8 protein-coding genes and 1 pseudogene are annotated in these 10,590 nt (G+C 70.1%); 1 reads left to right on the top strand and 8 read right to left on the bottom strand.

Features of this window, described 5'->3' with window-relative positions; genetic code table 11:
* From TNCT1_RS35155 to TNCT1_RS35120, 8 genes and pseudogenes are all read right to left on the bottom strand, one after another.
* A pseudogene (locus tag TNCT1_RS35155) lies at positions 1 to 177 on the bottom strand (phosphatidylserine decarboxylase family protein); the annotation flags it as partial.
* Between the two features lie 170 nt (positions 178 to 347).
* Positions 348 to 1,553 (bottom strand): acyl-CoA dehydrogenase family protein, encoded by a 1,206-nt coding sequence (locus tag TNCT1_RS35150; protein ID WP_143640344.1) that lies wholly within the window; start codon positions 1,551 to 1,553, stop codon positions 348 to 350.
* A gap of 5 nt (positions 1,554 to 1,558) precedes the next feature.
* Positions 1,559 to 2,065: a MaoC family dehydratase gene (locus TNCT1_RS35145; RefSeq protein ID WP_059195327.1), complete on the bottom strand. Its 507-nt coding sequence runs from the start codon at positions 2,063 to 2,065 to the stop codon at positions 1,559 to 1,561.
* A 5-nt stretch (positions 2,066 to 2,070) separates the two neighbouring features.
* The gene (locus TNCT1_RS35140; RefSeq protein ID WP_143640343.1) at positions 2,071 to 3,033 is read right to left on the bottom strand and encodes a CoA ester lyase; all 963 of its coding nucleotides are present in this window, start codon (positions 3,031 to 3,033) and stop codon (positions 2,071 to 2,073) included.
* Entirely contained in the window at positions 3,030 to 5,078 is a 2,049-nt protein-coding gene (locus tag TNCT1_RS35135; protein WP_143640341.1) for a protein meaA, read from the bottom strand. The genes TNCT1_RS35140 and TNCT1_RS35135 overlap by 4 nt, the downstream gene beginning before the upstream one ends.
* 17 nt (positions 5,079 to 5,095) lie before the next feature.
* Entirely contained in the window at positions 5,096 to 6,433 is a 1,338-nt protein-coding gene (gene ccrA / locus TNCT1_RS35130) for a crotonyl-CoA carboxylase/reductase (protein ID WP_143640348.1), read from the bottom strand.
* A 431-nt stretch (positions 6,434 to 6,864) separates the two neighbouring features.
* Positions 6,865 to 7,686, bottom strand: a complete 822-nt coding sequence (locus tag TNCT1_RS35125; RefSeq protein ID WP_235903064.1) for a TetR family transcriptional regulator — start codon at positions 7,684 to 7,686, stop codon at positions 6,865 to 6,867.
* 136 nt (positions 7,687 to 7,822) lie between these two features.
* Entirely contained in the window at positions 7,823 to 9,628 is a 1,806-nt protein-coding gene (locus TNCT1_RS35120; RefSeq protein ID WP_143640337.1) for a 3-hydroxyacyl-CoA dehydrogenase family protein, read from the bottom strand.
* Between the two features lie 376 nt (positions 9,629 to 10,004).
* Here TNCT1_RS35120 and TNCT1_RS35115 point away from each other — a divergent pair, with 376 nt between their 5' ends.
* Positions 10,005 to 10,586, top strand: coding sequence for an adenylosuccinate lyase (locus tag TNCT1_RS35115; RefSeq protein ID WP_143640335.1), 582 nt, complete (start codon positions 10,005 to 10,007; stop codon positions 10,584 to 10,586).
* The last annotated feature ends 4 nt before the right edge of the window (positions 10,587 to 10,590 follow it).

Here is a 10,590-nt window from a genome sequence, read left to right as displayed (position 1 = left end):
GCCCGCCGCGAGCGCGGTGGCGGGCACGGCGACGGCCTTGGCGGCGCCCGAGCGGCGGGCGCGGGCCAGGCTGAGGGCTGCGGTGGCGACGGTCGGGAGAAGCCACGGCGATGCTCCGCGCGCGAGGCGTGCGCCTACCAGGCTGTCGCGGTGTGCAGAGGTTTGGCTGTGGGGCATGGATGACCTTCGTAGCGGATGATGCCGCGCTCTGACGGGGGACGGCGGCTTTCCCGGGATCGTACCGGTCGCAGGTCGCAACTGGGCAAGCCAGGAAGCCGAGTCGGCGGCTGAGACGTATCTACGGGGTGTGATCTTCTTCTCGAAGAAAACACCCCGTTTCCGGACAATCAGCCCTGGAACCGATACTCTTCCAGCAGCCTGCGCCCGATGATCATTTTCTGGATCTCGGCGGTGCCTTCACCGATCAGCAGCATCGGGGCCTCCCGGTAGAGGCGCTCGATCTCGTACTCCTTGGAGAAGCCGTAGCCGCCGTGGATCCGGAAGGCGTCCTCCACGACCTCCTTGCAGTACTCGGAGGCGAGGTACTTCGCCATCCCCGCCTCGAGGTCGTTTCGCTCCCCGGAGTCCTTTTTGCGTGCCGCGTTCACCATCATGGCATGCGCGGCCTCGACCTTGGTGGCCATTTCGGCCAGCTTGAACTGGATGGCCTGATGTCCGGCGATGGGCTTGCCGAAGGTGTGCCGCTGCTGGGCGTACTGAACGCCCAGCTCGAAGGCGCGCTGCGCCACTCCGCAGCCGCGGGCGGCCACGTTGACGCGGCCGACCTCCACTCCGTCCATCATTTGGTAAAAACCTCGGCCGGTGACGCCGCCGAGCACCCGGTCGGCCGGTACGCGCAGGCCGTCCATGATCAGCTCGGTGGTGTCGACGCCCTTGTAGCCCATCTTGTCGATCTTGCCCGGAATGGTCAGGCCGGGGCGCACCTCGCCGAAGCCGGGCTCCTTCTCGACCAGGAAGGTCGTCATCGACTTGTGCGGGGCCGTGCCCTCGGGGTGACCTTCGTCACTTTTGACCAGAACGGCCACGAGGGACGAGGTTCCGCCGTTCGTGAGCCACATCTTCTGGCCGTTCAGGACGTAGTCGTCGCCGTCCCTGACCGCCTTGGACGTGATCGCCGACACGTCGGAGCCCAGGCCCGGCTCCGACATGGAGAAGGCGCCACGGATGTCGCCGGCCGCCATGCGGGGCAGGAAGTGGTCCTTCTGCTCCTGGGTGCCGTGCTGCTTGAGCATGTACGCGACGATGAAGTGGGTGTTGATGATGCCGGACACCGACATCCAGCCGCGGGCGATCTCCTCCACGCACAGCGCGTACGTCAGGAGCGACTCGCCCAGGCCCCCGTACTCCTCGGGGATCATCAGACCGAACAGCCCGAGTTCCTTCAGGCCGTCCACGATCGCTTGCGGGTACTCGTCGCGGTGCTCCAGCCCGGTGGCGACCGGGATGATCTCCTTGTCCACGAAGTCGCGGACGGTGGAGAGGATCTCCTGCTGGACGTCGGTCAGACCGGCGGTCTGGGCGAGGCGTGCCATGGGGCTCAGCCCTCCTGAAGTTCCGGGCGGCCGGGCTGCTCGCCGCCGCGCTCCTTGATGTACGTCTCGGTCGGCACCATCACCTTGCGGCGGAAGACGCAGACCAGGGTGCCGTCCTGCTTGTAGCCCTTGGTCTCGACGTAGACGATGCCGCGGTCGTTCTTCGACTTCGAGGGCCACTTGTCGAGGACGGTGGTCTGGCCGTAGATCGTGTCGCCGTGGAAGGTCGGCGCCACGTGCTTGAGCGACTCGATCTCCAGGTTGGCGATCGCCTTGCCGGAGATGTCCGGCACGCTCATGCCGAGCAGGAGGGAGTAGATGTAGTTGCCCACCACGACGTTCTTGCCGAAGTCCGTCGTCTTCTCCGCATAGTTGGTGTCCATGTGGAGCGGGTGGTGGTTCATGGTGAGGAGACAGAACAGGTGGTCGTCGTACTCCGTGACCGTCTTGCCCGGCCAGTGCTTGTACGTCGCCCCGACCTCGAACTCCTCGTAGGTGCGTCCGAACTGCATCGCGCTCAGGCCTCCGGGATCTCGAACTTGCTGGTGCGCTGCATGCCGGCGGCCCGGCCCTTGCCGGAGACGACCAGGGCCATCTTGCGGCTGGCCTCGTCGATCATCTCGTCGCCGAGCATCGCGGAGCCCTTCTTGCCGCCCGCCTCGGACGTGTAGTAGTCGTACGCGTCCAGGATCAGCTCGGCGTGGTCGTAGTCCTCCTGCGAGGGCGAGAAGATCTCGTTGGACGCCTCGACCTGGCCCGGGTGCAGCACCCACTTGCCGTCGAAGCCGAGCGCGGCGGCGCGCTGCGCGACCTCGCGGTAGCCGTCGACGTTGCGGATCTGCAGGTAGGGGCCGTCGATCGCCTGGAGGTTGTTGGCGCGGGCGGCCATGAGGATCTTCATCAGGATGTAGTGGTAGGCGTCCGCCGGGTAGCCGGGCGGCTGCTCGCCCACGACCAGGGACTTCATGTTGATGGACGCCATGAAGTCGGCCGGGCCGAAGATGATCGTCTCGATGCGCGGGGAGGCCTGCGCGATCTCGTTGACGTTGTTCAGGCCCTGCGCGTTCTCGATCTGCGCCTCGATGCCGATCTTGCCGACCTCGAAGCCCATCGTCTTCTCGATCTGGGTCAGCAGCAGGTCGAGCGCGACGACCTGCTGGGCGCTCTGCACCTTCGGCAGCATGATGCAGTCGAGGTTCTGGCCGGCGCCCTCGACGACCGTGACGACGTCCCGGTACGTCCATTCGGTCGTCCAGTCGTTCACCCGCACGACACGGGTCTTGCCCGTCCAGTCGCCCTCGTTGAGGAACTTGACGATGGTGTGCCGCGCCTCGGGCTTGGCCAGCGGCGCGCACGCGTCCTCCAGGTCGAGGAAGACCTGGTCGGCGGGGAGGCCCTGGGCCTTCTCCAGGAAGCGCGGGTTGCTTCCGGGCACCGCCAGGCAGGAGCGGCGGGGGCGAAGGCGGTTGACGGTCGTCATGCGGGGACCTCCAGGGGGTCGAGCTTGTTCGCTTTCCGGATCTCGTCGGCGATACGGCCGATGATCCCGGTGATGTCGAAGTCCTTCGGGGTGAACACCGCGGCCACGCCGGCGGCCCTCAGCTCTTCGGCGTCACCGTTCGGGATGATGCCACCTGCGATCACCGGTATATCTGTGGCACCGGCCACACGGAGGCGCTCCAGTACGTCCGGCACGAGCTGCGCGTGCGAGCCGGAGAGGATCGACAGGCCCACGGCGTGCACGTCCTCCGCCAGGGCGGCGTCCACGATCTGCTCGGGGGTGAGCCGTATGCCTTGGTAGACCACCTCGAAGCCGGCGTCGCGGGCCCGGACGGCGATCTGCTCGGCGCCGTTGGAGTGACCGTCGAGGCCGGGCTTGCCCACCAGGAAGCGGAGCTTGCCGACGCCCAGGTCGCGGGCGGTGGCGTCCACCTTGGCGCGGACCTCGGCCATGGCCGAGCCGGCCTCGGCGCTGACGGCCACCGGTGCGGAGGACACCCCGGTGGGCGCCCGGAACTCGCCGAACACCTCGCGCAGGGCGCCCGCCCACTCGCCGGTCGTGACCCCGGCGCGGGCGCACTCCAGCGTGGCCTCCATCAGGTTGCCGGTGCCCTTGGCGGCCTCCTTCAGCCGCTCCAGCGCCTTGCAGGGGCGGGGGTGGTTGAAGGGCGGCTGGTAGCGGGTGTCGCGCCAGTTCTCCAGCGAGGCGACGACCCGGGCCTCGACCGCCGGGTCGACCGTCATGATCGCGGTGTCCAGGTCGGCCGTGAGCGGGTTCGGCTCGGTCGTCTCGAAGATGTTGACGCCGACGATCTTCTCCTGGCCGGACTCGATCCGCGCCCGCCGCTCGGCGTGCGAGGAGACGAGCTGCGCCTTGAGGTAGCCGGACTCCACGGCGGCCATCGCGCCGCCCATCTCCTGGATCCGGTCCATCTCGGCGAGGGACTGCTCCACCAGGGCGTTCACCTTCGCCTCGACGACGTGCGAGCCCTCGAAGATGTCCTCGTACTCCAGCAGGTCGCTCTCGTGGGCGAGCACCTGCTGGATGCGAAGGCTCCACTGCTGGTCCCAGGGCCGGGGCAGGCCCAGCGCCTCGTTCCAGGCCGGGAGCTGCACGGCACGCGCGCGGGCGTCCTTGGAGAGGGTGACCGCCAGCATCTCGAGCACGATCCGCTGGACGTTGTTCTCCGGCTGCGCCTCGGTCAGGCCGAGCGAGTTGACCTGGACGCCGTAGCGGAAGCGGCGCTGCTTGGGGTTCTCGATGCCGTACCGCTCGCGGGTGACCTTGTCCCAGATGCGGCCGAACGCCCGCATCTTGCACATCTCCTCGACGAAGCGGACGCCCGCGTTGACGAAGAAGGAGATGCGGGCCACCACGTCGCCCATGCGCTCCTGCGGCACCTGGCCGGAGTCGCGCACGGCGTCGAGCACGGCGACCGCGGTGGACATCGCGTACGCGATCTCCTGCACCGGCGTGGCCCCGGCCTCCTGCAGGTGGTAGCTGCAGATGTTGATCGGGTTCCACTTCGGGATGTGGGAGACCGTGTACGCGATCATGTCCGTCGTCAGGCGGAGCGAGGGCCCCGGCGGGAAGACGTGCGTCCCGCGGGACAGGTACTCCTTGACGATGTCGTTCTGGGTCGTGCCCTGGAGCTTGGTGATGTCCGCGCCCTGCTCCTCGGCGACGACCTGGTAGAGCGCCAGCAGCCACATGGCGGTGGCGTTGATCGTCATCGAGGTGTTCATCTGCTCCAGGGGGATGTCCTGGAACAGCCGGCGCATGTCACCGAGGTGCGAGACGGGCACGCCGACCCGGCCGACCTCGCCGCGGGCGAGGATGTGGTCGGGGTCGTAGCCGGTCTGGGTCGGCAGGTCGAACGCCACCGACAGGCCGGTCTGGCCCTTGGCGAGGTTGCGCCGGTACAGCTCGTTGGACGCCTCCGCCGTGGAGTGGCCGGCGTACGTGCGCATGAGCCACGGCCGGTCCTTCTCACGCCGCGCCTGCGGCGTCTGACGCTCAGTCATCTATGACCTCCGGGTGCTCAGATGTTCCGGAAGCGGTTGATGGCGTCGATGTGCTTGGCGCGCATCTCCTCGTCGCGCACGCCCAGGCCCTCCTCGGGGGCCAGGCACAGCACGCCGACCTTGCCCTGGTGGGCGTTGCGGTGGACGTCGTGGGCGGCCTGGCCGGTGTCCTCCAGGGAGTACACCTTGGACAGGGTGGGGTGGATCTTGCCCTTCGCGATGAGCCGGTTGGCCTCCCAGGCCTCGCGGTAGTTGGCGAAGTGCGAGCCGATGATGCGCTTCAGCGACATCCACAGGTAGCGGTTGTCGTACTCGTGCATGTAGCCCGAGGTCGAGGCGCAGGTGGTGATGGTGCCGCCCTTGCGGGTGACGAACACGGAGGCGCCGAAGGTCTCGCGCCCGGGGTGCTCGAAGACGATGTCGATGTCCTCGCCGCCGGTCAGCTCGCGGATGCGCTTGCCGAAGCGCTTCCACTCCTTCGGGTCCTGGGTGTGCTCGTCCTTCCAGAACCTGTACCCCTCGGCGTTGCGGTCGATGATCGACTCGGCGCCCATGGAGCGGCAGATCTCCGCCTTCTGCTCGCTGGAGACGACACAGATCGGGTTGGCGCCGCCGGCCAGCGCGAACTGGGTGGCGTAGGAGCCGAGGCCGCCGCTCGCGCCCCAGATGAGCACGTTGTCGCCCTGCTTCATGCCGGCGCCGTTGCGGGAGACGAGCTGGCGGTAGGCGGTGGAGTTGACCAGGCCGGGGGCCGCGGCCTCCTCCCAGCTGAGGTGGTCCGGCTTGGGCATGAGCTGGTTGGACTTGACCAGCGCGATCTCGGCGAGGCCGCCGAAGTTGGTCTCGAAGCCCCAGATGCGCTGCTCGGGGTCGAGCATCGTGTCGTTGTGGCCGTCGGAGGACTCCATCTCGACCGACAGGCAGTGCGCGACGACCTCGTCGCCGGGCTTCCAGGCGTTGACGCCCGGGCCGGTGCGCAGGACGACGCCCGCGAGGTCGGAGCCGATGATGTGGTACGGCAGGTCGTGGCGCTTGGCCAGCTCGTTGGTGCGGCCGTAGCGCTCCAGGAACCCGAACGTGGACAGCGGCTCGAAGATCGAGGTCCACACCGAGTTGTAGTTCACCGACGAGGCCATCACGGCCACCAGGGCCTCGCCCGGGCCGAGCTCGGGCAGCGGCACGTCGTCGAGGTGGATCGACTTGCGCGGGTCCTTGTCGCGGGTCTCCAGGCCCGCGAACATCTCCGTCTCGTCCTTGTGGACGGTGATCGCGCGGTACGACTCGGGGAGCGGCATGGCGGCGAAGTCGGCGGACGTGGCGTCCTTCGACTGGATCGCGTCCAGGATGTCCTTCACGGTCACGGTGTTGCCTCCGGCGGTGAGCGCCCTGAGGGAGGAGCGCTGGGGGATCGTCGGTGCTGCTGGGAGTGCTGCTGAGGGATTTCGGGGTGTGCCGTCGGTTCGGCGGGGGTGGTGCTTCGGCAGCGCGTTGTGGCGCGGGAGGTTGCCTGTGACGCAGGCGTCCGGGCGCGCAGGCCGTCCGGCTTGCGGGGACAGCCGGCGCACGAATGGTCGCTGCGCGCCGGCCGCCCGGACTCCTTCAACGTATGACACCGCGTGTCATGTCGCAAGGCACTGAGTGCCAGAAGCTGCTCTCAGATGAAATCTTTACGCAACAAATGAGCGATGATCGATCGAACGGGCTCCGAATTTTCCCTGAAAAGGGGCCCTGACATGCCAAAACGGCCACCCCGAAGGGTGGCCGTCGTCACAGGGCGCGCGGTGTCTCAGCGCTCCCTGAGCGCCTTCTCGATGGTGCGCATGACCTCGTCGAGCGGGGCGTCGGTGCGGGCGACGGTCACCAGGACCTCGCCGTGCGCCGAGACCGCCGCCGGCTCCGTGGTGGCCGCCGGGCCGGGCGCCGGGCCGCGTCCGGCGCCGATGCCGGTGCCGAACGTCTTGCGCACGATGGCGAAGGCGTGGTCGAGCTGGGCCTCCACGTCGCCCTGGCCGTCGGCCCGCAGCCAGCGCCTGAGCACGTGGTTGTGGGCGGTGACGACGGCCGACGCGGCGACCTCGGCGAGCAGCGGGTCGTCGTTGGCGTCGTCGGCGTGCGCGTGCTCGTCGAAGTGGCCGAGCAGGTAGCGGGTGAACAGGCGCTCGTAGCGGGCCACCGAGGCGATCTCGGCCTCGCGCAGGGTGGGCACCTCGCGCGTCAGCTTGTAGCGGGCGACCGAGATCTCCGGCCGGGCCGCGTACATCCGCATGACTTCCTTGATGCCGCGGCACACCGTGTCCAGCGGATGCTCGTGCGCCGGGGCGGCGTTCAGCACCGCCTCGGCCCGCACCAGCGTGTCGTCGTGGTCGGGGAAGATCGCCTCTTCCTTGGAGCGGAAGTGGCGGAAGAACGTACGGCGCGCGACCCCGGCCGCGGCCGCGATCTCGTCGACGGTGGTCGCCTCGTACCCCTTGGTCGCGAACAGTTCCATCGCTGCGGCCGCCAGTTCCCGGCGCATTTTCAGCCGCTGGGCGGCGGCGCGACTGCCTGCGGCACTTTCCGGCGCGTCGGGCGTGGCTGGTGTACGTGAGGACTTGGCGGGCTGGGACATGACCCGAACGTACTGCATGTTCCCGGCAGGATGCGCAGGTCCGGGGGATCCCCCGCCCGCGAGGGGCGGGGGGCCGCCCGCCGGGTCGAGCAGCCCGCCCCAGTCCGTCTGAGCGCGGGACCAGTCGCCGGCGCCGTCAGCGGCGGGCATACTCGCGGAAGCCGCGGCCGGTCTTGCGGCCGAGGCAGCCCGCGGCCACGAGGTGCTCCAGCAGCGGCGCCGGGGCCAGGCCCGGGTCGCGGAACTCGCGGTGCAGCACCTTCTCGATCGCCAGCGAGACGTCCAGTCCGACCACGTCCAGCAGCTCGAACGGGCCCATCGGGTAGCCGCCGCCGAGCTTCATCGCCGCGTCGATGTCGTCCAGCGTCGCGTAGTGCTCCTGGACCATCTTGATCGCGTTGTTGAGGTACGGGAACAGCAGGGCGTTCACGATGAACCCGGCCCGGTCGCCGCAGTCCACGGCGTGCTTCCGGATCCGCCCGCAGACCTCGCGGACGGTGGCGTGGACGTCGTCGGCGGTCAGCACCGTGCGCACGACCTCGACCAGCTTCATCGCCGGGGCCGGGTTGAAGAAGTGCATGCCGATCACGTCCTGCGGGCGCGAGGTGGCGCGGGCGCAGGCGACGACGGGCAGCGAGGACGTGGTGGTGGCGAGCACCGCGCCCGGCTTGCAGACCTTGTCCAGCGCCGCGAAGAGCTGCCGCTTGACCTCCAGGTCCTCGGCGACCGCCTCGACCGCCAGGTCGACGTCGGCGAAGGCGTCGTAGGAACACGCCGGGGTGATCCGGTCCAGGGTCTCGGCGGCCGCCTCGGCGGTCATCCGGCCCTTGTCGACAGAGCGCGAAAGCGACTTGCCGACACGGGCCTTGGCCGTCCGCGCCTTCTCCTCGCTGCGGGCCGCGAGGACGACCTCGTAGCCGGCCTTGGCGAACACCTCGGCGATGCCGGAGGCCATGGTGCCGGAGCCCGCGACACCGACGGAGCGCACCGGACGCCCCCCGGTCCCGGCGCCGCCGGCGGCCGGCGTCAGCGGGTCGGGCACGACCGTCGCGCTGCCCGGCGCCTCGTAGGTGTAGAAGCCGCGCCCCGACTTGCGGCCGGTCAGGCCCGCCTCGCTGAGCTGCTTGAGGATCGGTGCGGGGGCGTGCAGCCGGTCGCGGGACTCGGCGTACATGGCGTCGAGGACCGTGCGCGCGGTGTCGATGCCGATCAGGTCCAGCAGCGCGAGCGGGCCCATGGGCAGGCCGCAGCCGAGCCGCATCGCGGCGTCGATGTCCTCGCGGGAGGCGTACTTCGCCTCGTACATCGCGGCGGCCTGGTTGAGGTAGCCGAACAGCAGCCCGTCCGCGACGAAACCGGGGCGGTCGCCGACCGCGACCGGCTCCTTGCCCAGCTCGACCGCCAGATCCGTGACGGCGGCGACCGCGGCCGGCGCCGTCAGCACCGAGGAGACGACCTCGACCAGCTTCATCGCCGGGGCCGGGTTGAAGAAGTGCAGGCCCAGCACCCGCTCGGGGCGCGCGGAGTCCGCGGCGAGGCGGGTGACGGACAGCGCGTTGGTGCCGGTCGCCAGGATCGTCTCCGGACGCACGATGCCGTCCAGCTCGCGGAAGATCTGGTGCTTGATCTCGTACGACTCCGGGACCACCTCGATGACCAGGTCGGCGTCGGCCGCCGCGCGCAGCTCGGTGGAGGTGCGGACCCGGGCCAGGGCGTCGGAACGCTCCTGCCCGGTCAGCCGGCCGCGCTCGACGGCACGGGCGGTGGCGGCCTCCAGCGCGGCGAGGGCGCGCGCGGTCCGGGCCTCGGCGACGTCGATGCCGATCACCTCGCGGCCCGCCTTCGCGAGCACCTCGGTGATGCCGGTGCCCATGGTGCCGAGGCCGACGACGGCGACCGTCTTGAGCGGGGACAGAGGGGTGTCGGACAGGGGAGTGGCCATCGCGGGACTCCAGTGATGAGGGTGACGACTGGGAACGCGCCGGGTGCGCCCGAAGGCGCACACCGGGGCGGCGAGGAGTGCGGGTGTTGCCGGGCTGCTGGCGCACACGCCCGGTGCCGGGCACCGCGGGCGTGCACACGCCCGGGAGCGGCGGAATCCGACCGGCCCTGTCCCGGAGCCGGGTCGTACTTGCGGTACCGAGGTACCGAACCGACCGGCGCACGACGGCTGCGTCACCAAACCGTCGTGAGCGAAAAGCGAGTGGGTGACTCGCTCGTCTGAGCTTAACCGGCCAGTAACGAGCGCGCCAGCCCTTGCCGCACCCGACTTCGTGAGCCTGCTCCCCTCGCGGCGGCGTCCGGCCTACCCTGGCCCCGTGGACGAAGAGTTGCGATCGCTCACGGAACGCTTACGGCAGGAGTCGCACGGCTCGCCCGGCTACGAGCGGCTGCTGGCGACCGCGGACCAGGACGAGCTGGCCGAGGTCCTCACCGCGCCCGGACAGCCGCTATGGGCCCGGGAACTGGCCGCGTTCCGGCTGGGCCGGGCCGGCGACCGGCGCGCCTTCGAAGCGCTCGTGCTGCTGCTCAACCACCGCGACCCGCCCCGCTGCGCCTCCGCCGCCCACGCCCTCGCCCGGCTCGGCGACCCCCGCACGGCCCGCGCCGCGGCGGCCCTCGCCACCAACGAACTGCGCGTCGCCTACGCCCTGCACCCGGTACGGCTCCTGGTCGAGCTGCGCGCCCCGGAGTCCGTGCCCGCGCTCATCACCACCCTGGAGCGCCGGCTGCGCCCGCACGACCCCTACCGGCGGGTGGCCCTGGCCTGCGTGGACGGGCTCGGCGCGCTGGGTGACGCCCGCGCCCGGCGGGTGCTGGGCGAGGCCCTCGCCCACCCGGCGCTCGCCGAGGCCGCGGTGCGCGCGCTCGCGCTCATCCCGCGCCAGGAACGTAAGTGACGCC

The organism is Streptomyces sp. 1-11, from assembly GCF_007176755.1.
Lineage (GTDB): Bacteria > Actinomycetota > Actinomycetes > Streptomycetales > Streptomycetaceae > Streptomyces.
Note: the sequence above shows the minus strand (reverse complement) of the source record. Positions and strands in the feature narration are given on the sequence as shown.

What these genes read in the sequence shown, in the direction of transcription:
- TNCT1_RS35150 (WP_143640344.1), bottom strand. Translation starts at nt 1,553, where the DNA reads ATGGCACGCCTCGCCCAGACCGCCGGTCTGACCGACGTCCAGCAGGAG.
- TNCT1_RS35135 (WP_143640341.1), bottom strand. Translation starts at nt 5,078, where the DNA reads ATGACTGAGCGTCAGACGCCGCAGGCGCGGCGTGAGAAGGACCGGCCG.
- TNCT1_RS35145 (WP_059195327.1), bottom strand. Translation starts at nt 2,065, where the DNA reads ATGCAGTTCGGACGCACCTACGAGGAGTTCGAGGTCGGGGCGACGTAC.
- TNCT1_RS35120 (WP_143640337.1), bottom strand. Translation starts at nt 9,628, where the DNA reads ATGGCCACTCCCCTGTCCGACACCCCTCTGTCCCCGCTCAAGACGGTC.
- TNCT1_RS35140 (WP_143640343.1), bottom strand. Translation starts at nt 3,033, where the DNA reads ATGACGACCGTCAACCGCCTTCGCCCCCGCCGCTCCTGCCTGGCGGTG.
- TNCT1_RS35125 (WP_235903064.1), bottom strand. Translation starts at nt 7,686, where the DNA reads ATGTCCCAGCCCGCCAAGTCCTCACGTACACCAGCCACGCCCGACGCG.